The sequence below is a fragment of the Pseudomonadales bacterium genome (assembly GCA_024234435.1).
Taxonomy (GTDB): domain Bacteria; phylum Pseudomonadota; class Gammaproteobacteria; order Pseudomonadales; family Porticoccaceae; genus JACKOF01.
Genome location: JACKOF010000002.1, coordinates 435,555 through 458,008, shown reverse-complemented (window position 1 = coordinate 458,008; position 22,454 = coordinate 435,555). Strand labels below are relative to the sequence as shown.

Genomic DNA, 22,454 nt, shown 5'->3' with positions numbered 1-22,454 from the left:
TTTATTGCGCTAATAAAGTGATGGCCTTGCGCGACTAGCCCCGTTTCCAGCGATGGTATTTTGCCACCCAACTGAGCAGCTTCTCCGGTGCATGGTGGCGCTTCCACTCTCCGGCAACAAATTTATTTGCCTCGCTGATAGAAGGATAAGCGTGAATAGTACCCAGAATTTTGTTCAGCCCCAGGTTTTGTTTCATGGCGGTGACAAACTCCGTCATCATATCGCCTGCTCGATCACCCACAATGGTGGCACCCAGCACTTTGTCTTTACCCTTTACCGTCATCACTTTGACAAACCCTTTCGCCGTATTGTCGGCAATAGCCCTGTCGAGATCGCTTATCTCGTAGCGGGTTACCTCATATTCCAGGCCCCGTTCCCGGGCTTCTGTTTCGTTTAACCCAACTCGCGCAACTTCGGGATCCGTAAAGGTTACCCAGGGAATCACCGAATAATCGACACGGAATTTTTTCAAGCCACTGAACAAGGTATTGACTGCTGCATACCAGGCCTGATGTGCAGCCGTATGGGTAAACTGATAAGGCCCTGCCACATCACCGCAGGCAACAATATTGGGGTATTGGGTTCGCAGATAGTCGTCCACTACCACCGTACCATTCGGATTTAACTCCACACCGATTGCCTCCAACCCCAGACCTTCCGTATTGGCACGCCTGCCCACTGCCACCAGCACCTTGTCAAAAACAATACGCCGAGCATCGCCAGTAGCACTTTCCAGTATCGCCACACTGTCGCCAGCCTGATATTCAAAGCCCACAGAGACGTGGTTTACCAGCACGTCAATACCTTCTTCAACAAACTGCTGTTGGATAAACCCGGAAACATCCTCGTCTTCCCGCGGCAATAGCCGCGGCATCATATCGACCAAGGTTACCGCTGAACCCAGTCGATTAAACGCCTGCGCCAATTCACAACCAATGGGGCCACCCCCCATCACCAGCAGTCGATTCGGCAACTCTTTCAAGCTCCACAGATTATCAGAGGTTAAATAATCCATATCCTGTAATCCAGGTATTGGCGGCACAAAAGGTCTGGCGCCGGTAGCCACAACAATATTGCGGGTATTGATACTTTTACCATCTACCTCCACCCGCCAGGGAGAGGAAATCCTTGCTTCTCCGGCAAGGCAATCCACACCAAGAGCCGTATAACGTTCAACCGAATCGTGAGGCTCGATCTTCGCTATGACCTCGTGAACACGCGCCATCACCCTGGCAAAGTCCACCTCTGGCTCACCAACGTTGATACCGAACTGGTTTGCCATTCTGATTTCTTTGACAGACTTCGCTGCCCGAATCAACGCTTTACTCGGAACACAACCGGTATTCAGGCAGTCGCCGCCCATTTTGTGTTTTTCAATCAGCGTTACTTTGGCCTTCACTGCCGCTGCGATGTAAGCCGACACCAGCCCGGCACTACCGGCCCCGATCACCACCATATTGGTATCAAATTTGGCAGGCCTATTGTGACCTTGATAAACGCGCCGCCGCTGAAATGCCTCAAGCAACGTTCGGGCAATAAAAGGGAAAGCGGCCAACAAGACAAAAGAGAACAACAGGCCCGGTGTCAAAATACCCGCAGCGGAGAACACCTCCACCGCCCCCAGTTCTGCTCCGGCATTCACGTAAACCAACGTGCCTGCCACCATACCCAACTGGCTAACCAGATAGAAAGTCACCACTCTTATCGGCGTTAATCCCATCACCAGATTGATTGCAAAAAATGGAATCACGGGAATCAGGCGCAGGGAGAACAGGTAAAATGCGCCATCTTTTTCAATACCCCGGTTAACGGCCCCCAGATGCCTTGCGAACTTTTTTTGCACCCAGTCACGCAAGAAAAATCTGGCCATCAAGAACGCCAGTGTCGCGCCGATAGTGCTGGCAAATGACACCAGCAAAAAACCTGTCCAGAGACCAAATATAGCGCCACCAACCAAGGTCAGCAATGCCGCTCCCGGCAAAGACAAGCCCGTAACGGCAATATAGATAAAAAAGAAAAGCAGTGCCGTCAAGACGGGTTCTTGCTGATAAAGCTCACGAAAAAACTGTGGTGTTAAATATTGCCTAGCATCAAGCAGAAAAAAACCGAATAGTAGCGCTATCACAAGGACGAGCAGTATTATTTTTTTTGTAGCCATTGTTTCTCCGGACAAGCAATGTCATTCCCTTTTATTCTCGCTTAGAACCGTTTTAGACTATTCGGTTCAGTATCCATAACTGATAACGCCTCCATATAATCCAGCGATTCGATTTGTTGCACACAAAAACGAATGTTATGATGCCACACTTACACGATACAAAACCTTTCGTACTGAAACTGATAGCAAACTGCTACCCCCAAGCTGGAGAATTTCTATGAGCGACAACATCGTTCACGTCACTGATTCGAGTTTTGATACCGACGTACTGGCTTCCGATATTCCCGTATTGGTTGATTTCTGGGCAACCTGGTGCGGCCCCTGTAAAATGATTGCACCGCTGCTGGACGAGCTGGCTGAAGAGTACGCAGGCAAGGTTAAAATCTGCAAGATTGACGTAGACAACAACCGGGAAGTTGCCGCCAAATACAATGTTCGCGGCATCCCGACGCTGATTACATTTAAAGACGGCGCCGTGGATTCAACCAAAGTTGGTGCGCTGTCAAAAACCCAACTGATCGAATTTATTGACAGTTCTTTATAAGTATATGAAACGGCGACGGGCAACCGTCGCCTGATACTGCACAGATGTAGTTGTCATTTTTAAAACTCGAGCTATACTGCAAGCCATCCGCAAGACTTCTTTCCAATAATTTAAAACCAATTAACCATTTTTTTTGCAAAGACGCCCTGCGCACGTATTCAATCCCTGCCGACCTGACCAGGCGAGCCGAGAGCAACAATCAATCTGATTTCCTCCCATTCACAAAAACAATATGTCCATTTTTATGAACCTAACTGATCTGAAAACCAAACCTATTGGCGAGCTGCTCAAAATCGCCGAAGAAATAGGCCTCGACAATCTGGCCCGCTCCCGCAAACAAGACATTATCTTCTCCATTCTTAAGCGTCACGCCAAAAGTGGTGAGGATATTTATGGCGACGGTGTACTGGAAATTCTTCCAGACGGTTTTGGTTTTCTTCGCTCTGCAGACAGCTCCTACCTGGCGGGTCCTGACGACATTTATGTCTCCCCCAGCCAGATTCGACGTTTTAATCTGCGCACTGGCGACAGCATTTCGGGGAAAATCCGACCACCCAAAGACGGTGAGCGCTATTTTGCGATGCTCAAAGTTGACGAAATCAACTACGATAAACCTGAAAATGCTCGCAACAAAATTCTCTTTGAAAACCTCACACCACTGTTCCCCGATGAACGAATGATTCTGGAAGCAGGGAATGGCTCCACCGAAGACCTGACAGGCCGCATCATTGATCTTCTGGCACCCATCGGCAAAGGTCAGCGCGGCCTTATCGTAGCGCCACCAAAAGCCGGCAAGACCATTATGATGCAGCACATTGCCCAATCCATTGTGCGCAACAATCCGGACTGCCACATCATTGTGCTGCTGATTGACGAGCGCCCGGAAGAAGTAACTGAAATGCAGCGTTCGGTGCGCGGAGAAGTGGTTGCATCAACCTTTGATGAGCCCCCCTCGCGCCACGTTCAAGTGGCCGAAATGGTGATTGAAAAAGCCAAGCGGCTCGTTGAGCACAAAAAAGATGTCGTGATCCTGCTGGATTCCATTACCCGGCTGGCACGCGCTTACAATACTGTGCAACCATCATCCGGGAAAGTATTGACCGGTGGTGTGGATGCTCACGCGCTGGAGCGCCCAAAACGATTCTTTGGCGCCGCCAGAAACATTGAGCAAGGGGGCAGCCTCACCATTATTGCCACTGCATTGGTGGAAACCGGATCAAAAATGGACGAGGTCATTTACGAGGAGTTTAAAGGCACCGGTAATATGGAACTGCACCTGGACCGCAAGGTTGCCGAAAAACGCGTGTACCCTGCTATCAATGTGCGCCGTTCAGGTACTCGCCGTGAGGATCTACTGATGGCTGAAGACGAACTGCAACGAGTGTGGATTCTGCGCAAACTGCTCCACGGCATGGACGACAGTGACGCCATTGAGTTCCTGATTGACAAACTCAAGGTCACCAAGGCCAATGATGAGTTTTTCCAATCCATGAAACGGAAATAATCCGGCAACATGCCCACATAAAAAACCCCGGCTAAAAAGCCGGGGTTTGCGTTCTTTGGCCGCTAACCTGTTAATGTTGGTTCCGGAGCAGGCAATACCAGACAAAAGCAGCTCCTACCCTACGGAGCCAAGCGGGAAATTTGCCAGCCCTGCTCCCCACGCAAATACTGAAACCTGTCGTGCAACCGGTTTTCACCACCTTGCCAAAATTGTATCTCCTCCGGCACGATACGGTAGCCCCCCCAAAAATCCGGTAGCGGGATATCACCTTTGGCAAATTTCTCCTTCATTTTTGCAAATTGCGATTCCAGCATTTGCCGCGACGACAGTTGCTGGCTCTGCCTGGAGGTCCATACCGCCAGCTGACTGTCTCGGGGTCGCTTGACGAAATAACCCAGTGACTGACTAACGGAAAGTTTCTCAGCACGACCGCCAATGGTCACCTGCCTGTCCAGCGACAACCAGGGAAACAACAAGCTGACCTGCGCATTGCCAGCAATATCAAGCGCTTTTCTACTGCCGTAATTGGTGTAAAACACAAAACCCTGTTCGCTAAACCCCTTTAACAGAACGGTCCGTTGCCAGGGTTTGCCATCCGGTGCGACTGTTGCCAATATCATGGCAGTCGGGTCCAAAACATCAGACGCTACCGCCTGATCCATCCATAACTGAAACTGCTTAAAAGGGTCGTCATTTAACAACGACCGGCTCAACTTGCCATATTGATATTCGCGACGATGATCTTCTAGCGACATGACTATCCTCTCCTGTATCACTATATTACCACTGACCTGTTAGCAAAATCGTTACAAATCCTTTCTTCTCAACTGTTTACGCCTCTTTAAACTTGGTAATCCTGCTAGAGATAAATAGAATGGTAGATGAGAGATCATTTCCGCCCAAGGCAACTGAATCATGCTGCAGACACTGACATTAAAAAACTCGATTACTCCGATACTAGTCACCACGATAATGATTTCAGTGGCAAACGGTGACAACAGCAAATTTATTACCGAACAGGATGTATTCGGTGATATTCCCATCGTTTCTGTAGCTTCGCGGATGTCCCAATCACTGGATAAGACTCCCGCCAGCACTACCGTTATTGACCGCGCATTAATCGAAGCCTCCGGCGCTCAGACCTGGTTGGATATCTTTCGCCTGGTACCCGGCTTTCAGGCCTATGCCGTAAACGGCAACCGCTATGGAATTGCCTACCATGGATTCGGGCGAGAGTTTCCGAATCACCTCGAAGTCATGGTGGATGGCCGCTCGATTTATAGCCCGGCTTTCTCCAGCACTGGCTGGCCAGCTCTGGGACTGAGCATTAACGACGTCGATCATATTGAAATTGTCCGCGGCTCCAGCGTACCGGCACACGGCTCCAATGCCTTTCTGGGTGCAGTGAATATTATTACCCGCACACCTGTTCAGGATAAGGGAACCAGGTTAATCGCCACTATTGGCGATCAGGACACCCGGGAAGGCAGTATTATTCACAACAATCAACTGGGAGATCTGGCCTTTCGAACCGCACTCCACTATCGCAGAAATGACGGTTTCCCAACCGTTACCAATGATCCGGATGGCGAAAATGGCCCACTGCAAGATGGCACTGAACAAACCAGCCTCAACCTGCGCGGCATCTACACTCCCAACCTGCAGGATGTTCTGGATCTGCAGCTGGGTTTCACCCATAGCAGACCAGGCTGGGGCGATGTGGACCACCCGACCGAATATACCTCTACAGTGTTTGATACCAGCCACCAATCATTAAAGTGGAACCATACGCTCCCTTCAGGCAACGAATTACAACTGCACGTCTACCACGATAGGCTTGAGGGGGAAAATTATGAAAACCTCGGCCTGGCATCCGGCCTGTTAAGTGAACGACTGGGCTTTACTGTTACACCAGAAATGGTCCCAATGCTCATTGGTGTTGCCGACCAACCGGTGGTTTTCGGCTTTAAAAAAATCAAAACCGAACGCTACGATATTGAGCTGGAGCATCATCTGCAGCTCAACGAAAGTCTCCGTGCAACCTGGGGCAGCGCCTTCCGGCATGAGGAGGTTAAGGCAGCGGGCTTATTTGGTGACAATGATGCACATACGCTCAACAGCCGCCGCTTATTCGGGCATGGCGAATGGCTCATCGCTCCAGAATGGACATTCAACACCGGAGTGATGATCGAAGATAACAATCTGGTGGACACTATTTTTTCTTCAAGAACGGCACTCAACTACCACCTCTCTCCCCAGCATACGTTTCGCATCGGCATTGCTCGCGGTCGGCGCTCCCCTTCATTAGTAGAGGCGGATGAATTCAACGCCGATTTTCTTGAAGACCTGCTGATACAGGCTATTCGACGCAGTGTTGACGACATCAAGGAAGAAAAGCTCACCAGTTATGAGCTGGGTTATATAGGCTATTTCATGGATGGCGACCTGACCACCGATATACGCCTTTTCCGGGAAGAGATTCGTGATGGACTGGAAGTCCACCACGCCCCGGCTCCCCCGGGGATCAATATTCTCGACCCTGATGACTTTTTTGCGACCAGAACCAACGGGCTTGAAGCAGACATCTCCGGTTTCGAATGGCAAGTACGCTACCGCCCGGCAAAGGGAACGCTGATAGCAGCGCAGTACAGTTATCGCGATGTGGACAGCTTTTACATCAGCAGAAACACCGGAACCAACGTTGTAACATCAGACCACAATAACCGTGCCCCCCGCCACACAGCCAGCCTGGTTGTCAGCCAGCAGCTGACTGAGCAACTGACCGCAAGTGTAAATACGTACCATATGAGTGAGGCTGACTGGCGCGACGGTAACTCCATTGACGAGCTCACGCGTATCGATGCCCAACTGAAATACCGTTTTAATGTCAATCGCAGTCACGGCAGCCTGTCACTTATTGGTCAGAATCTCGGCGAAGACTACTCCGAACACGGTCAGAACAATGTCTTTGAAACCCGTGTTTACCTGAGGTTTGAACTTGAGCTGCCTTAAACAGCTCAGACAAAATAATGGTTCTTTACAACGCAAATTCTGTAGCATGGGATATAATTGAGTGCAGGATAAATGGATACAGCGAGAGCTATGGATAGCTTTACCTTAAATAGACTCCGGATGTTTGCGCTTCAATGGCTATGTAGCCTAGCGCTGCTGTGCGGCGCTTGTTTTAGCCTGGCTGCCACTGATACACACATCGCCGTGCTGCTATCGGGGAAAACACCCTACTACATTGATGCATCCGAACAGCTGCAGACAACACTTCATGAAAATTTGCAGCACCCACCGCAGCTGGACGTTGTCCAGATCAGCGATACAAAACCAAAAGAGCTGGAAAGCAAAAACTACAGACTAATAGTGACTGTTGGCTCAACCGCGGCCCAATTCGCCGCCAGCAACTTGAATCATACCCCCATACTCACCACCTTCTTACCTAAAAGCAGTTTTGAAAAAATTACCAGGAATTTACCCAGCGACCGCCTCAACCGCTTTTCAGCGGTTTATCTGGATCAGCCTCTTCAGCGTATCGTTAATCTGGGCCGGTTACTCAAACCAGAAGCCGAGGATATCGGTACAGTATTGGGGCCTATCTCAAAATCGTACCTGGACGAACTGATCCGAATTGCACAGCAACAAGGGTTTAATCTTCATACCAGAACCCTGGGGAATCAAGACAACCCTGTCGCCGCCCTTAAACCCGTTGTAGCGACAAGCGACCTCTTTATAGCAATTCCTGACCAAGCAATTTTGAATCGGTCAGTGGCCAAATGGATCCTCTATCTCAGTTATAGTGAAAAAATTCCGGTAATCGGTTTTTCCAAAGCCTATACTGATGCAGGCGCTCTGGCTTCAGTCTTTTCTTCACCCAGAGACATTGGCAGACAAACCGGTGAGCTGATCAGTCGCTGGATCAACAATGGCGACGAGCTTATCTGGGCACCCCAGTACCCGAAATACTGCACCGTCAAAGCCAATCCCGCTGTTGCCCGCTCCCTGGGAATTCACCTTCCAGGAGAACAGGAGCTGACCTCTCTGTTTGAAGCAATGGAGCACAAATAAATGGGACACCGCTAAAATGAGACTCTCGTTCTCCCGAGGCACGACATCGATTCAACGCCGGTTTCTACTGGTCACGTTGATTCCGTTGCTGCTGGTGACGGTTTTGCTGACCTACCATACAATCAAATCCCGCCAACAGGACGCCACCAACGAACTACTCAATACGGGCAACGAAACCACCGATTACTTCGCCGAAACCGCCGAGTTCCCGCTTTACTCTGGCAACATGGAAGCTCTGACCGAGCTTGCCACCTCCATTAGTAAACTGCGTTACGTTTCCAGCGCAATAGTACTCGATATAGATCACAAACCACTGGTGACCGCAGGCACGTTTGTAACACCCTCTGTTGCTCTTCATGAATTACCGGAAAACGATATTTATAACGAGCAACTGCTCTACGTTAAACGACCGGTAGTACTCAGTGGTGTAACCTATCTCGATTATGGTGACAGCAATACTGTAGATGACTCGATTGATAAACCGATAGGCTGGGTGCTGGTGACTCTGGACCAGAAACCTGTTCAAGCAAGAAACCAGCAGATTTTGCTAACCTCAATGAGTCTGTCCATCGTCGGATTTTTCACTGCCATACTACTTTCCTACTATCTGGGCCGCACGATTACTCACCCCATATGGTCATTGACTGATACCGTGCGCAAAATGGAAAAAGGCAACTTTGCCGTCCGGGCCAGCGTTGAGACCCAGGACGAACTGGCAATATTGTCAAAAGGTATCAACCGCTTGGCAGAAACTGTCGCCGATAACCGACGCAACCTGCAACAACAAATAAAGGAGGCCACTGCCGAACTGGAAGCAACCCTGGAAGATTTACGGGGCAAGAATCACGAGCTTGATGCAGCTCGCGAGCATGCCGAGCTTGCAAACCAGGCAAAAAGCGAATTCCTCGCTCGCATGAGCCACGAATTACGCACCCCCATCACCGCAATCCAGGGCTTTATTCGGTTGTTGAACGAAACCGCCGCCAACGAATCTGATCGCCATTATTGTAAAATCATCGACCAGGCCGCACGCCAGCTGTTGGTGCTCATTGATGACATTCTTGTTTTCAGCAAACTACAATCCAATACCGTTGTGCTTGAAAACCACTCCTTCGATTTATGCGAATGCATCGAAAGTGTTGCTGCACTTTTTGCGACAGAAGCACAGAACAAGGGACTGGATTTACTGGTCGATTTTGACCCGGAAGTTGAATTTGGCCGCATTGGTGATAGCTACCGCCTAGGCCAGGTGATTAACAACCTGGTTTCCAACGCTATTAAATTTACCAGCGAAGGTTCTGTTGCCATTGAGCTTGCCAACCATACCAGTTCGCCTGAAACCATAGAAATCCGCGTACGCGATACCGGCATTGGTATTGAAAGCGATAAGCTCGAGCAAGTTTTCCGGGCATTTACCCAGGCAGACACTTCTATTTCAAGACGCTACGGCGGCACCGGACTTGGGCTCACAATCGTCAAAAACCTGGTCGACCTGATGGGTGGCAGTGTTGACGTTGACAGTCGGCGCGGCAGCGGAACATTGTTCAGAATCACCCTGCCAATCAAAAAACAGAACGTTCAAAAAAACTGGAAACCCCTGAACAAGAAAGTCGCCGTCTACGCCTCATTATTACCCCAGGCGAAAGCCATCTGCCATTCCCTGCGCCGGTTTAGCTGTGAATGCGAGGATTTTCATAGCCCCCATACTATTCCTGATACAGGTTTCGACGCCATTGTATTGCACCTGTCATCGGTGAGTTTTGAAAACCCTGATTTCCCCGGACAGGTTCTGAATTTTCGCCGGAAAAGTCGCCTGCCACTGATATTTTTAACACCTGTCATCTCTCTCTCTCAGTTATTTACTGATGAAGAAATCGCTTCACTGCAACCTGCCGCGTTCATCGCTCACCCGGCACCGCTATCAAGCCTGTACAACGCGCTACTGCGTAAATCCACAGCTCCTGTTTACCATTCGCAACAGATGTTTGAGCCTCCATTGGAGGGCTTGAATATTCTGGTTGCCGAAGACAATGGCTTTACCGGGCTGTTACTTGAAACGCTGATCAGTAAATCCGGTGGTCAATGTACCCTCGCCACTAACGGTATAGAGGCTGTTAAGGCAAGCCAGCAGGAAAAGTTTGATGTCATGCTATTTGACGTTCATATGCCCGAACTCAGCGGTGTCGAGTGCACACGCCAAATTCGCCAAGGGCGCGGTATCAATGCAGCAACGCCCATCATTGCACTCACTGCCGATATTGTGCAGCAGGAAGAAGAAGAGCTCCGTAATGCCGGAGCCAATGACTTGCTCTTTAAGCCTTTGAATGAAAATTTCCTGCTTGAGCGCATTCGAAAATGTGCGGGCATCAGCACGGGCATGAGAACACACATCGAACTGACAGCGGATGATATTTCTGCCGAAATGTTCTATAGCGAGATTACCCGGCTGCTGACTGAAATAAGGCTGGCATTTGATAGTGAAGACCACGATCAAATGAAAGAGATTGCTCATCAGTTAGCCGGTGTTGCCGGCGTATTCAAGCTGGAATCACTCGACGAAAAAGCAAGGGCACTGCACTCCGCCATCAAGGGAGGAAGCAGTGATGAAATCCAACGGCTATTAGGTATCGTTGAGGCGGAGACCAGAGTTCTGTCCCGGCAGACAGCCTGACAAACCACCCGGCCCCGGATTATCCACCCCACAACCAGAAAAGGGCGGCTGAAGCCGCCCTCATATTACCAGACCACCAGGTTGCTATACTGCGCGAACCCTCACAACGCCATCAACATCGGCAATTTCAGCCAGCAGGCTTTCCGTCGGCTCACTGGCAATATCAATAATGTTATACGCAACATCATCGCGACTCTTGTTAACCATATCAATAACATTGATATTGCGGTCCGCTAACAGCGTTAACACGTTACCCAGAACTTTCGGCACATTCTGATTGCAAAAAGTAATTCGGAAACCACCGTTGCGAGCCATTCTGGTTGGCGGAAAATTAACCGAATTGCGGATATTACCGTTTTCAAGATAGTCCATCAGCTGATCAGCCACCATGATGGCACAGTTTTCCTCGGCCTCTTCTGTACTCGCGCCGATATGTGGCATCAGCAGCACATCTTCTCGGCCCAGCAGCTCCGGTGTAGGGAAATCCGAGATATAACCGGCGATTGCTTTGCTGTCCAGGGCCGTAACTATTGCCTTAGTATCAACAATCTCTTCCCGAGCAAAATTCAACAACTTCGCCGTTGGTTTAAAATGTCTAAGCGTTTCCGTATTAATCAGCCCCTGTGTTTGCGGAATGGCAGGCACATGAACAGTCACAAAATCAGAGACTGCCAGCAGGCTTTGCAGATTTTCCATTTTCTGCACGCGGCTGGATAATCGCCAAGCAGCCTCAACAGAGATTGCCGGATCATAACCGGCAACGTTCATGCCCAGTTCGAGAGCCATATTAGCCACCATTGACCCTATAGCACCAAGACCAACAACACCCAGGGTTTTCCCGCTGATTTCGCCGCCAGCAAACTGTTTTTTCTGTTTTTCCAGCAATTTCGACATTTCGCCCGCATCATCCATTTCCTTCAGACTCTGGACGTAATTCATACCGCCAAAAATGTCACGGGACGACAGTAGTAATGCCGCTGCCACCAACTCTTTTACCGCGTTGGCATTCGCGCCCGGAGCATTGAATACCACAATACCTTTCTCACTGTATGCCGCCACCGGGATATTGTTAACACCGGCACCTGCCCGACCAACAGCCACAACCGTCTCCGGCACCGGCTCATCATGCAATTTCTGGCTACGCAGCATGAAAGCATCCGGCTGCGGAATCTCACTGGCAACCTCATACTTTTCAGGTGGAAAACGGTCCAGCCCTTTGTTTGATATCTGATTGTAGGTTCGTACTTTAAACATCGTTTATTTCACCTCGAGGTAGGCCCACTCAATCCAGGGCATCAGTAATTCCAGATCTGTTTTTTCAACAGTTGCACCACACCAGATTCTCAATCCGGCCGGGGCGTCACGGTAAGCACCTATATCGTAAGCAACGGCCTCCGAATCAAGCAGCTTCACAACCTGCTTCACCTGATCTGCATTCAAATTCATGCTCAGGCAAACACTGGTATTGGAGCGAGTCGCTTTATCGCTTGCCAAAAACTGAATCCAGTCTCGTTCGGCAACAAAATTCTCGATCACCTGTAAATTGGACTCCGCGCGAGCGATGGTGCCATCTACTCCACCCATCTGTTTTACCCAATCAAGTGCATCCAGATAATCGGCAACACACAGCATTGAAGGTGTATTAATCGTCTCTCCCCGGAAAACACCGTCAATCAGCTTTCCTCCTTTGGTCAAGCGGAAAATTTTCGGCAATGGCCAGGGCGGGGTATAACTTTCCAGCCGCTCAACGGCTCGGGGACTCAAAATAAGCATGCCGTGAGCACCTTCACCACCAAGCACTTTCTGCCAGCTGAATGTCACAACATCGAGTTTTTCCCAGGGCATAGCCATCGCAAATACTGCTGAGGTCGCATCGCAAATGGTCAAACCGGTGCGCTGATCACTGATCCAGTCGCCGTCAGGCACTTTCACGCCTGAAGTCGTGCCATTCCAGGTAAACACAATGTCATGCTCGGGATTTGCCTTGGTCAAGTCTGGCAGTTGCCCGTAGTCAGCGTTATAACCATTCACTTTCTCAAGCTTCAGCTGCTTGGTAATATCACTCAGCCAGCCCTGACCAAATGACTCCCAGGAAAACACATCCACCGGGCGTGCCCCCAGCAAAGACCAGAGTGCCATTTCCACAGCGCCCGTATCAGATGCTGGTACAACACCAACCTTGTACCCTTCTGGCAAGCCCAGCACACTGGCGGTCTCTTCACAGACTCGCAGCAGCGTAGCCTTACCTGGCGCAGATCGATGAGAGCGGCCCAATACATCGAGCTTCAGGTTATTAACGTTATATCCGGGTCGTTTACTGCAGGGTCCGGAAGAAAAATTCGGATTGACCGGCTTGGAAGACGGCTTCATAGCGTACCTTTGCTTATTTTACAAACGGGGAATTGAAAAGAGGCGCAATTTTAAAGGTGTTTGGCGTCAGGGGCAAAGGTGTTTCTGCACTTTATTTCGCTACAGAACCGGATCACTTCTGCCCCGGATAAATTGGTTTATCTCAAAATCAGTTTCTGCCTTGCTGACGCTCATGCTCAATAAGAAATTCAGCAATCTTCAGCATCTCCTGCTGGCCACCAGCTCTGGTAGAAATACGGTATTTGCCATTCACAACCAATTCCGGTGTTCCCTGTGTGCGGTAACCACGCTGCTTCGACTGTGCAATTTTAACCTGTTGACTGATACCCCATGAATTGAACACCTTGGTGAATTTGTCAGACGACACGCCTTGATCGACAAACAGTGCAGCAATTTCATCTTCACTTTGCAGCTTTTTCTTTTTCAAATTCATGGCTTCAAAAATAGGGATGTGCATTTTATCGAGCACTTTCAAGGCCCTGGCCGTGTAATAGGCTTTTGCATGCAGCTCCATAACTGGCGCCCACACTGCAGGCACACCGACAAAGTTGACATCTTCAGGCAGGCTTTTCTTCCAGGGTTCCACTATGGACTCAAAATGAAAACAGTGGCTGCAGCCATACCAGAACACCTCCGCCACTTCTATTTTGCCGGGGTCAATTGTCGCCACCGGCTGTGGCAACACTTCGTAATGCTCTCCCGCCTTATACGCCACTTCCGGCTCTGCTTGGCAGGCAGCAACCGGCAGCAACAGTACCATAAAGAAAAACAGGTTTATCAAGCGTTGCATTTTACTCTCCTGGGTTATCTCTTTCCGTTTCACATTCAAAACCAACCGGTACTTCACCTGAACCTGATCGGCACATTAACGCCATAGTACGACAACAGATGCTTTTCCGGGTTCTTCAATCAATTATGGTCTCCAAAAATTCTCTTCCGGAAACTACGGGACAAAAAAGGCGGCTTAAGCCGCCCTTTATTTTTCACCGCGCAAAAATCAATGAAGCCCCGCAATGTAGTTTGCTACGGCATCGATTTCCACATCGCTCATATTGGCCGCCACATCACGCATAATACGCGCATCGCCATCGTTAGAACGCCCTGCAGGGTCTTCAGCATCGTGAGCAGCTGTTCGAAAGGCTCTCAACTGCTTGGCAGTATAGGCCGCAAATTGACCACTCAGCGCAGGAAAACCGGCAGGAGCATTACCTTCACCGGAGGGTGAGTGACAGCCGGTACAAGCCGGAACGCCTGTGCTCAGATTTCCGCCTCGATATACCCGTTCGCCCTGCTCAAGCCTGGCTTCCTTCGCACCCGCCAGTTGCGCTGGCTTGCTGGCAAAATACGCCGCCAGATCAGCAATATCCTGATCAGAAGAGGCCGTTAGCATACCGGTCATCTCCGGTACACTCCGGGCACCCGACTGAATGTCCTGCATTTGCTTGATCAGGTATTTTTCGCCCTGACCGGCAAGCTTGGGAAAATTTGGCACCAGACTATTACCGTCTGCCCCGTGGCACCCGGCACACATTGCTGATTTGGCTTGCCCCGCACTGGCATCACCAGCAGCAATAGCCGCTGAAGAAGCTAAAACAAAGCCCAACATGACCACAATTGTCTGAACCATTTTTTTCATGGGTGATTCCACTCTCTCTGTCCGTTAAAATGGCTACTCTGGTACGGGCAGCCGCTGTTCAAGCGGCGCATTATATATCATTCCTGTGGGGATCTTAAGAGCCCACCAAATACTCGGAAGAATAATTTGAACAACCTCCTGTTTAGCAAAGCACAATACCTCTGCAGCGCCCCGTCTCTTACGGAATGCCCTGAAGACTCAGGCCGGGAAGTCGCATTTGCCGGGCGCTCCAATGCGGGCAAATCCAGTGCTATCAATGCACTGACTAACAACAAAAAAACCGCTCGCACCAGTAAAACACCAGGGCGCACCCAACTGATAAATTTCTTCACACTGACCGAAAGCTGTCGTCTGGTTGATCTGCCCGGCTACGGCTTTGCAAAAGTGCCCAAAGCCATGAAACAGAAATGGGATAAAAATCTGGCTGGCTACTTGCAGGGCAGGCAATCACTGGCCGGGCTGGTATTACTGATGGATATTCGCCATCCGCTTCAGGACTATGATCGTCAGATGCTTAACTGGTGCACCCAGGCCGGAATGCCAGTCCATATCCTGCTCACCAAAGCCGATAAAATGAAACAGGGTGCAGCAAAAAACATCCTTTTCAAGGTTCAAAAAGAATTGAAATCTGCAGGAATGGATCTTCATATCTCTCTACAGACATTTTCGTCACTGAAAAAAACGGGCTTGCCCGAACTTGAGAATGTGCTAAATCTCTGGCTGCAGGGACCCGAACGCTGAGACTGCAGACAAAAAAAACCCTGGCCAACGGGAGAGGTTGCCAGGGTTACTTTGCTGTTGCTTGAATATTCAAGCTAGGGGAGAAAGAAACAATGTTTGTTACACGATATTAGTCATTTGCTTTCAGCAAAAGTTCACCAAAAGTGTAAAAAAAATCTCTCTTCTTAATTCATTGTTTTATATATCTATTTTTATTTATCAAGCACACTGCCGGGCATCTATCAATGCGCCTGATCCCAATTGGCGCCCACACCAACGTCAACCACCAACTCCACATCCAGACAGGCTGCTTTTGACATCCGCTGCGAAAGCCCCTCCGTGACAATTTCCAGCTCTGATTCAGGCACCTCAAGCACAAGTTCGTCATGGACCTGCATAATAATTATTGATTTCAACCCTTCTTTCGCCAACCAGCCATCAACAGCGATCATTGCCCGCTTGATAATGTCTGCCGCGGTACCCTGCATGGGCGCATTAATCGCTGTGCGCTCGGCGGCCTGTCGACGCATGCCATTACTGGCATTGATTTCCGGCAGATAGAGCCTCCGTCCAAACAGGGTTTCCACATAACCATTTTCAGCAGCTTCTGACCGAGTGTTATCCATATAAGCTTTTACCCCGGGATATCGATCAAAATATAAGTCAATGTATTGCTGTGCCTGATTGCGACCAATATGAAGCTGCCTGCCCAATCCAAAAGCCGACATACCGTAGATCAAACCAAAATTGATAGCCTTGGCGCTGCGGCGCTGCTCCGTTGTGACAGCATCAAGCGCTACATCAAATACCTCTGCAGCGGTAGCTTTGTGGACATCAAGCCCCCTGGCAAAAGCATCCAGTAAACCCTTATCTTGCGAGAGGTGAGCCATGATCCGCAGTTCAATCTGGGAATAATCAGCGGCCACTATTTTACTGCCCTGCGGCGCTACAAATGCCTGACGGATACGCCGACCTTCCTCTGTTCGCACCGGAATATTCTGCAGATTTGGATCAGACGATGACAACCGCCCCGTAGCGGTAACGGCCTGGTGATAAGAGGTATGAATCCTTCCTGTTGCCGGATTAATCATCGTCGGCAACTTATCTGTATAGGTGGACTTCAATTTTGCCAGACTGCGGTGCTCAAGCAGCACCTTTGGCAGCGGGTAATCAAGCGCCAGCTCCTGCAGCACTTCTTCCTTGGTAGAGGCTGCCCCTTTTGCCGTCTTTTTTAACACCGGAATACCGAGCTTCTCGAACATAATATGCCCAAGCTGCTTGGGGGAGGACAAATTGAATTCTTCTCCCGCCAGATCATAAGCCTCGCGCTCAAGTTCGTTGATCCTGGCCCCCAGCTCCTGACTTTGCTGCCCCAGCAAACTGGCATCCACCATTGCGCCGTTGCGCTCAACCCGGGAAAGCACCGGCATCAACGGCATTTCAATTGTCTCAAAGACAGACTGGAGCCCTGCTTCCTTCTGTACTTTCGGCCACAGATGCTGATGCAGACGCAGCGTAATATCAGCATCCTCAGCAGCATAGGGCCCGGCCTCATCGAGCGCTATCTGATTAAAAGTCAGCTGTCCGGCGCCCTTGCCTGCAATGTCTTCAAAATGGATCGTTTCTTCGCCCAGAAATCGCGTGGCCAGACTATCCATATCATGTCGACCGCCAACCGCATTCACCACATAGGACTCCAGCATGGTATCAAACGCTGCACCCCGCAAATCTATTCCGTGGCGCGCCAGCACACTCATGTCATATTTAAGATTCTGCCCCAGCTTGGCAATATCAGGGGCTTCAAGCAGCGGCTTCAGCTGTTCCAGCACCCAGTCTTTATTGAGCTGCTCCGGAGCACCCAGATAATCGTGCCCGAAAGGAACATACGCAGCTTCATGCGCCTCAACAGCAAAAGAAACACCGACCAGCTGCGCCTGCATATAATCCAGGCTTGTTGTTTCTGTATCAAAAGCAAAGACCGGCGCCTGCTTAAGCTTTATCAGCCAGTTTTTTAGCTCCTCTTTACCGAGAACTATCTGATAACGACTGTCTCTTTTAACGATCTTTGGCTGCTCTCCTCCCGCCATTTCTGCCTGCAGCTCTTCTGTCCAGCTTTTAAATTCATAGCGCCTGAACAGTTCCAGCAACGCGGGTTTATTAGCCTCTGCGTTTTTCAAATCTTCGATGGATTCGTTAAGAGGCACATCGAGCTTAATTGTGGCCAGCTCATATGACAGATATGCCTGATCCTTGTGTTCAGCAATCTTTTCCGGCATCTTCTTGGCGCCCCGAAAATCCAGCGCCCGAACTTTTTCCAGATTGCCAAATATCTCATTCAAGCCACCCAGCCCTTGCAACATGGCCAGCGCACTTTTTTCCCCCACGCCTGGCACACCGGGAATATTGTCCGACTTGTCACCAATTAACGCCAGATAGTCAATTATCAACGCTGGAGGAACCCCGAATTTCATCTCAACCCCCGATGGGTCCAGCACCGTTTCGGTCATCGTGTTAACCAGTGTGATGTGATCACTTACTAACTGCGCCATATCCTTGTCGCCGGTAGATATGACAACAGGACAACCCTTTCCCTCTGCTTCTTTTGCCAGTGTGCCGATGACATCATCAGCCTCCACCCCCTCTTCAATAAGCAGCGGCATTCCCATGGCGCGAATAATGTCGTGGACCGGCGCTACCTGACTTCTCAAATCATCAGGCATGGGTGGCCGATGCGCCTTGTATTCAGCATAGATCTCATCGCGGAAGGTCTTGCCTTTCGCATCAAAAACAACAGCAATTGTGCTTTCGGGGTAATCCGTTATCAGGCGACGCAACATGCTGGTAACGCCCCGGATTGCGCCAGTTGGCTCTCCCGCCGAATTGCGCAGGTCCGCCTTATACATGGCATGGAAGGCACGGTACAAATAGGATGATCCATCCACTAAAACCAGTGGCGCTTGAGATGTCATTTGGTTACCTTCCATATCTCACCAGGCCAGATTTCACCTGATTTTGTTTACTGTTTGACTGAACGTTCCAGCTACCTGATTTAGCCGCACTAATCTTTAAGGCAGCCCGTCAAGCTGTCAATTATAGCCTGCATAAACAGCAAGTAACTGTACTCTCCCGACTCGATACGCACTGCAAACTGTCGCCCCATCGGGTCTAATTCAGCAACCTGTGCATTCAGTGACTGAGCCAGCTGATTCACCTGGCTGTCGGGAAACTGCGGCTCAGAAAACACGCAACGAATCTGACCTTTGTCGCGCAGTAACTCTGCTCGATGCTTCAGCCCTTTTTCTGCCCCGCTACTCAAGCGGATGACGCCCCGTTGTTTAAGCTGGTAAAACTCAACCAGTTGCTGATAGGCATCGTGCAGCACAATAAACCCGATGCCTTGAATTTCGTGAGTCTGCTGGCGGCTGTGCTGAATAAATTTTTCCACTTCGGCGTTAAAACGACGCAAATTGTCTGCCAGCGGCTTTTCTTTGTCCGGAAAGCGCTTCACCAGCCACCGCTCCACCTGTTGGGCTATCAACAGCGCATTATCCGGATTCAACCACAAATGTGGATCCCGCTCATGCCCATGCCCATGCTCGTCCGCAGGCTTTATATCAGTACCCGGCCAATGAATGCCATCAATCTCACCCGATTGGATGACAGCAGATTGATCACGAGCTAAAAGAGATTTGCGAAGCACTGCCTCCATTTCGGGGCCAACCCACAACACAAGATCGGCATCCGCAATTTTCTGACGATCTGAAAAATTCATGCGATAGGTGTGCGGGGATATGTTGGCTGGCAGCAACGTTTGAACCTCGACCATATCGCCTGCCACCGCATCCACGATCATTGCCAGCGGGTGAATAGAGGCCAACACCACCACTTTCTCATCGCCACCCATCGCAGGCAGACTAAGGAAAAGCGTGAGTAGCGTCGCAGCAAATCGACTGTTAAATAAAGGAAGCTTCATATTGGTATGTTATATCATATATTACTTTTAAAGCGATGATATATTATATCTTTTCTAAAAAATCACATGATCGTCGAACTCGGAAAGCCCAAAGACAAGGAGGGCTAATTGTTCATTGACCACAAATGCTATAAGATAACATTATACTTCTGGAGCAACCAATGATTACCAACTCCCGCGTTGCCTATCATTCACACGACCACCAGCGCTGTATCGATGCCGCCATCCATAAAGCCGAGGCGCTTTGTCATGCAAAAGAGGCTCGCCTGACACCTATACGCAAAGATGTACTCAGAGTGATATGGCAAAGCCATCAACCCCTCGGGGCCTACACGATACAGGAACAACTCAACGCAACTGATCAGCGACGCGTGCTCGCACCAACGATCTACCGCGCGCTGGAATTCCTCAGCGATTTGAGGCTGATCCACCGCATAGCTTCTCTCAATGCCTATATTGGCTGCCCTTTCCCCGGCAGCGATCACAGCGACCTGTTTCTAATCTGCCGCCGCTGTGGAGGAGCCGCAGAATGCAGTGCCGAAGGCGTCAATAATGTCATAGCGGCAACCGCGAAAAAAGCCAACTTTCAGCTGGAATCACAATCCCTTGAAATCGTCGGCTTGTGCCCGCAATGTCAATCAACACCTGATGCTGACGGAGACCCCGGCATTGAGTAACGGCGAACTATTGATCAAACTGGACAATGTTGGCAAGCAATACCGCAGCAAAGTGGCTATCGACTCGGTTAGCCTGTCGATATATACGGGCCAGATCATTACCCTGATAGGCCCCAATGGAGCCGGTAAAACCACGCTGGCCCGCATTGTTCTTGGGCTTGAAAAACCATCTTCCGGGGTAATTTTTAGAAAAAATGCGCTTAAAATCGGCTATATGCCACAAAAGCTGCATATTGATCTTACACTTCCTCTCACCGTTCTGCGCTTTCTTCAATTGGCAGAGCCAGACAAAATCCGATGTGCTCACGCACTACAACAGGTTGGCATTGAGCATCTTTCAAATTCGCCACTGCAATCCGTATCGGGAGGGGAAATGCAACGGGCATTGTTAGCTCGAGCCATTCTTTGCAAGCCCGACCTTCTGGTACTGGATGAACCTGTGCAGGGTGTCGATGTCATTGGACAGGAGGCACTTTATCACCTGATTGCCAAGCTCAGAGATAGCCTTGGCTGCGCGGTATTAATGGTTTCACATGATCTTCATCTGGTCATGTCAGCTACCGACGAGGTTGTCTGTCTCAACCAGCATATCTGCTGTCACGGCAGCCCGGAGCAGGTGACCACAAGCCCGGCATTTTTGGAGATTTTCGGCGCAAAAACTGCATTTTATCAGCATGATCACGACCACAAACATGATTTACGCGGCAATGTTGTCTGCCAACACAATGAAAAGGGCAGGGGCGATGATAACGACCCGCACGGAGAGCAAAACTGATGATTGAAGTTGTTGTCTCGGCATTGCTGGCCGGACTCGGCGTCGCCGTCGTTGCCGGGCCTCTCGGCGCCTTTGTTGTGTGGCGCCGCATGGCTTATTTTGGCGACACGCTGGCCCACTCATCACTGCTTGGCATTGCTTTGGCTTTATTGCTTTCCATCGACCCCACACTGGTGGTCATCGTCGCCTGCCTGTTGCTGGCACTGGTCCTCGTCTACCTCCAGAGACAACAAACACTGGCCTCAGACACCTTGCTCGGCATTCTCTCTCACACATCACTGGCGCTGGGACTTGTCACCATCGCCTTTATGCCGAACATACAGGTGGATTTGATCAGCCTTTTATTTGGTGACCTGTTGAGTGTTACTGTTTCCGATATCATTGCTATCTATGTGGCTGGCGCGATTGCCATAGGCCTATTGATAAAGCTTTGGCGCCCGTTGCTCTCGATCACTGTCCACGAAGAGCTGGCCCGGGTCGAAGGTGTTCCGGTCGACGCTGTACGCACAGCGCTGATGCTGATTGTGGCGCTGGTGATAGCCATCGCCATGAAGGTGGTAGGGGTTTTGCTAATCACGGCACTACTGGTTATACCAGCCGCGACCGCACGACGCTTCGCACAAACCCCCGAACAGATGGCACTCATTGCCAGCCTGACGGGTTGCCTTGCGGTCTGCCTGGGGCTATCCGTCTCCTGGTTTCTGGATACGCCAACCGGTCCATCCATCGTGCTTTGTGCCGGTCTGATGTTTTTAACCTCGCTGGCAAAAAAGGCCGACCAGATCTAACGCCCGGACTCTCCAACGCACCATCCTTTGTCAATCAGTTCGCGGCGCTGTATTTACTCTGCTCACACCGGCTTCACCAGCTCCGGAAATAAACTCACCCCCCAGCCTCAGGGTTCTTGTAGACAGGCGAACTTCATTCAAAAACAGCAACAGGGCAACTATCAGTAACGACAACCCCAACACAAACAGTGCGACCACCACAGGCGCGAGGTTGATCGCCATGAACCGGCCAGCAAACAGGCAGACAATCAGCACACAGACGAGCAGGGCGGAAGTTGTACAGAGCGCTATCGACCAATGAATAATTTTGACCCGTCGCCATATCACCCGTAACTCTTTCTTTAACCAGGTAGCTTCATCACTGGCCGAGATAGTCAATAGATCCCGCTCCAGCACCCGGGCACGATCAATAATTCGCCCCAGTCGTCCTGAAAGCACACCCAGAAATCCGGCAATTCCGGCCAGCAGGAAAACCGGCGCAACGGCCAGTTGAATGATAATTGCCAGGTCTGCCGCTGTAATCGTTGTGTTCATCTTTGCCGCTTACCATTGCCTATAAAAAAT

Annotated in this window: 18 protein-coding genes; 9 read left to right on the top strand and 9 right to left on the bottom strand. The window is 50.1% G+C overall.

Features of this window, described 5'->3' with window-relative positions; genetic code table 11:
• Positions 1–34 precede the first annotated feature (34 nt).
• On the bottom strand, positions 35–2,158 hold the full coding sequence (lpdA, locus tag H7A02_12110) for a dihydrolipoyl dehydrogenase (GenBank protein ID MCP5172998.1): 2,124 nt from the start codon (positions 2,156–2,158) through the stop codon (positions 35–37).
• 217 nt (positions 2,159–2,375) lie between these two features.
• Between lpdA and trxA the strand changes: the two genes are divergently transcribed.
• Positions 2,376–2,702, top strand: coding sequence for a thioredoxin TrxA (gene trxA / locus H7A02_12105; GenBank protein ID MCP5172997.1), 327 nt, complete (start codon positions 2,376–2,378; stop codon positions 2,700–2,702).
• 244 nt (positions 2,703–2,946) lie between these two features.
• Positions 2,947–4,206 (top strand): transcription termination factor Rho, encoded by a 1,260-nt coding sequence (gene rho, locus H7A02_12100; protein MCP5172996.1) that lies wholly within the window; start codon positions 2,947–2,949, stop codon positions 4,204–4,206.
• A gap of 119 nt (positions 4,207–4,325) precedes the next feature.
• Here rho and pdxH read toward each other — a convergent pair whose 3' ends face one another.
• Positions 4,326–4,961 (bottom strand): pyridoxamine 5'-phosphate oxidase, encoded by a 636-nt coding sequence (pdxH, locus tag H7A02_12095; protein ID MCP5172995.1) that lies wholly within the window; start codon positions 4,959–4,961, stop codon positions 4,326–4,328.
• Positions 4,962–5,121: 160 nt separating this feature from the next.
• Here pdxH and H7A02_12090 point away from each other — a divergent pair, with 160 nt between their 5' ends.
• The 3 genes from H7A02_12090 (at position 5,122) to H7A02_12080 (ending at position 10,951) form a co-directional block, all read left to right on the top strand.
• Entirely contained in the window at positions 5,122–7,218 is a 2,097-nt protein-coding gene (locus H7A02_12090; GenBank protein MCP5172994.1) for a TonB-dependent receptor, read from the top strand.
• A 72-nt stretch (positions 7,219–7,290) separates the two neighbouring features.
• Positions 7,291–8,280 (top strand): hypothetical protein, encoded by a 990-nt coding sequence (locus tag H7A02_12085; protein MCP5172993.1) that lies wholly within the window; start codon positions 7,291–7,293, stop codon positions 8,278–8,280.
• A gap of 16 nt (positions 8,281–8,296) precedes the next feature.
• The gene (locus tag H7A02_12080) at positions 8,297–10,951 is read left to right on the top strand and encodes a response regulator (protein ID MCP5172992.1); all 2,655 of its coding nucleotides are present in this window, start codon (positions 8,297–8,299) and stop codon (positions 10,949–10,951) included.
• An 84-nt stretch (positions 10,952–11,035) separates the two neighbouring features.
• Here the strand turns inward: H7A02_12080 and H7A02_12075 are convergent, their stop codons facing one another.
• The 4 genes from H7A02_12075 to H7A02_12060 all read right to left on the bottom strand — a co-directional run bounded on the left by H7A02_12075 (position 11,036) and on the right by H7A02_12060 (position 14,957).
• Positions 11,036–12,205 (bottom strand): phosphoglycerate dehydrogenase, encoded by a 1,170-nt coding sequence (locus H7A02_12075; protein ID MCP5172991.1) that lies wholly within the window; start codon positions 12,203–12,205, stop codon positions 11,036–11,038.
• 3 nt (positions 12,206–12,208) lie between these two features.
• Positions 12,209–13,321: a phosphoserine transaminase gene (locus H7A02_12070; GenBank protein MCP5172990.1), complete on the bottom strand. Its 1,113-nt coding sequence runs from the start codon at positions 13,319–13,321 to the stop codon at positions 12,209–12,211.
• Between the two features lie 148 nt (positions 13,322–13,469).
• Positions 13,470–14,111 (bottom strand): thiol:disulfide interchange protein DsbA/DsbL, encoded by a 642-nt coding sequence (locus H7A02_12065; GenBank protein MCP5172989.1) that lies wholly within the window; start codon positions 14,109–14,111, stop codon positions 13,470–13,472.
• 207 nt (positions 14,112–14,318) lie between these two features.
• Positions 14,319–14,957 carry a cytochrome c4 gene (locus tag H7A02_12060; GenBank protein ID MCP5172988.1) on the bottom strand — a complete coding sequence of 213 codons (639 nt, stop codon included), beginning with the start codon at positions 14,955–14,957 and terminating at the stop codon, positions 14,319–14,321.
• 72 nt (positions 14,958–15,029) lie between these two features.
• Between H7A02_12060 and H7A02_12055 the strand changes: the two genes are divergently transcribed.
• Complete coding sequence (locus H7A02_12055) at positions 15,030–15,698, top strand: YihA family ribosome biogenesis GTP-binding protein (protein MCP5172987.1); 669 nt, start codon at positions 15,030–15,032, stop codon at positions 15,696–15,698.
• A 221-nt stretch (positions 15,699–15,919) separates the two neighbouring features.
• On the opposite strand, the gene polA is transcribed toward H7A02_12055, so the two are convergent.
• Together polA and H7A02_12045 are read right to left on the bottom strand one after the other, a co-directional pair.
• Positions 15,920–18,646 (bottom strand): DNA polymerase I, encoded by a 2,727-nt coding sequence (polA, locus tag H7A02_12050; protein MCP5172986.1) that lies wholly within the window; start codon positions 18,644–18,646, stop codon positions 15,920–15,922.
• Positions 18,647–18,735: 89 nt separating this feature from the next.
• The gene (locus H7A02_12045) at positions 18,736–19,650 is read right to left on the bottom strand and encodes a zinc ABC transporter substrate-binding protein (GenBank protein ID MCP5172985.1); all 915 of its coding nucleotides are present in this window, start codon (positions 19,648–19,650) and stop codon (positions 18,736–18,738) included.
• Between the two features lie 161 nt (positions 19,651–19,811).
• Here H7A02_12045 and H7A02_12040 point away from each other — a divergent pair, with 161 nt between their 5' ends.
• From H7A02_12040 to znuB, 3 genes are read left to right on the top strand one after another with little or no spacing between them, the layout of a single operon-like run.
• Positions 19,812–20,327: a transcriptional repressor gene (locus tag H7A02_12040; GenBank protein ID MCP5172984.1), complete on the top strand. Its 516-nt coding sequence runs from the start codon at positions 19,812–19,814 to the stop codon at positions 20,325–20,327.
• On the top strand, positions 20,299–21,102 hold the full coding sequence (gene znuC / locus H7A02_12035; GenBank protein MCP5172983.1) for a zinc ABC transporter ATP-binding protein ZnuC: 804 nt from the start codon (positions 20,299–20,301) through the stop codon (positions 21,100–21,102). The genes H7A02_12040 and znuC overlap by 29 nt, the downstream gene beginning before the upstream one ends.
• Positions 21,102–21,890, top strand: coding sequence for a zinc ABC transporter permease subunit ZnuB (znuB, locus tag H7A02_12030; protein MCP5172982.1), 789 nt, complete (start codon positions 21,102–21,104; stop codon positions 21,888–21,890). The genes znuC and znuB overlap by 1 nt, the downstream gene beginning before the upstream one ends.
• Positions 21,891–21,920: 30 nt before the next feature.
• On the opposite strand, the gene H7A02_12025 is transcribed toward znuB, so the two are convergent.
• Entirely contained in the window at positions 21,921–22,424 is a 504-nt protein-coding gene (locus tag H7A02_12025; protein ID MCP5172981.1) for a DUF2721 domain-containing protein, read from the bottom strand.
• Between the last annotated feature and the right edge of the window lie 30 nt (positions 22,425–22,454).

Bases quoted from the DNA above. Each gene is read 5' to 3' on its own strand.
- lpdA (MCP5172998.1), bottom strand. From the start codon at position 2,158: ATGGCTACAAAAAAAATAATACTGCTCGTCCTTGTGATAGCGCTACTA.
- trxA (MCP5172997.1), top strand. From the start codon at position 2,376: ATGAGCGACAACATCGTTCACGTCACTGATTCGAGTTTTGATACCGAC.
- rho (MCP5172996.1), top strand. From the start codon at position 2,947: ATGAACCTAACTGATCTGAAAACCAAACCTATTGGCGAGCTGCTCAAA.
- pdxH (MCP5172995.1), bottom strand. From the start codon at position 4,961: ATGTCGCTAGAAGATCATCGTCGCGAATATCAATATGGCAAGTTGAGC.
- H7A02_12090 (MCP5172994.1), top strand. From the start codon at position 5,122: ATGCTGCAGACACTGACATTAAAAAACTCGATTACTCCGATACTAGTC.
- H7A02_12085 (MCP5172993.1), top strand. From the start codon at position 7,291: ATGGATACAGCGAGAGCTATGGATAGCTTTACCTTAAATAGACTCCGG.
- H7A02_12080 (MCP5172992.1), top strand. From the start codon at position 8,297: ATGAGACTCTCGTTCTCCCGAGGCACGACATCGATTCAACGCCGGTTT.
- H7A02_12075 (MCP5172991.1), bottom strand. From the start codon at position 12,205: ATGTTTAAAGTACGAACCTACAATCAGATATCAAACAAAGGGCTGGAC.
- H7A02_12070 (MCP5172990.1), bottom strand. From the start codon at position 13,321: ATGAAGCCGTCTTCCAAGCCGGTCAATCCGAATTTTTCTTCCGGACCC.
- H7A02_12065 (MCP5172989.1), bottom strand. From the start codon at position 14,111: ATGCAACGCTTGATAAACCTGTTTTTCTTTATGGTACTGTTGCTGCCG.
- H7A02_12060 (MCP5172988.1), bottom strand. From the start codon at position 14,957: ATGAAAAAAATGGTTCAGACAATTGTGGTCATGTTGGGCTTTGTTTTA.
- polA (MCP5172986.1), bottom strand. From the start codon at position 18,646: ATGACATCTCAAGCGCCACTGGTTTTAGTGGATGGATCATCCTATTTG.
- H7A02_12045 (MCP5172985.1), bottom strand. From the start codon at position 19,650: ATGAAGCTTCCTTTATTTAACAGTCGATTTGCTGCGACGCTACTCACG.
- H7A02_12040 (MCP5172984.1), top strand. From the start codon at position 19,812: ATGATTACCAACTCCCGCGTTGCCTATCATTCACACGACCACCAGCGC.
- znuC (MCP5172983.1), top strand. From the start codon at position 20,299: ATGCTGACGGAGACCCCGGCATTGAGTAACGGCGAACTATTGATCAAA.
- znuB (MCP5172982.1), top strand. From the start codon at position 21,102: ATGATTGAAGTTGTTGTCTCGGCATTGCTGGCCGGACTCGGCGTCGCC.
- H7A02_12025 (MCP5172981.1), bottom strand. From the start codon at position 22,424: ATGAACACAACGATTACAGCGGCAGACCTGGCAATTATCATTCAACTG.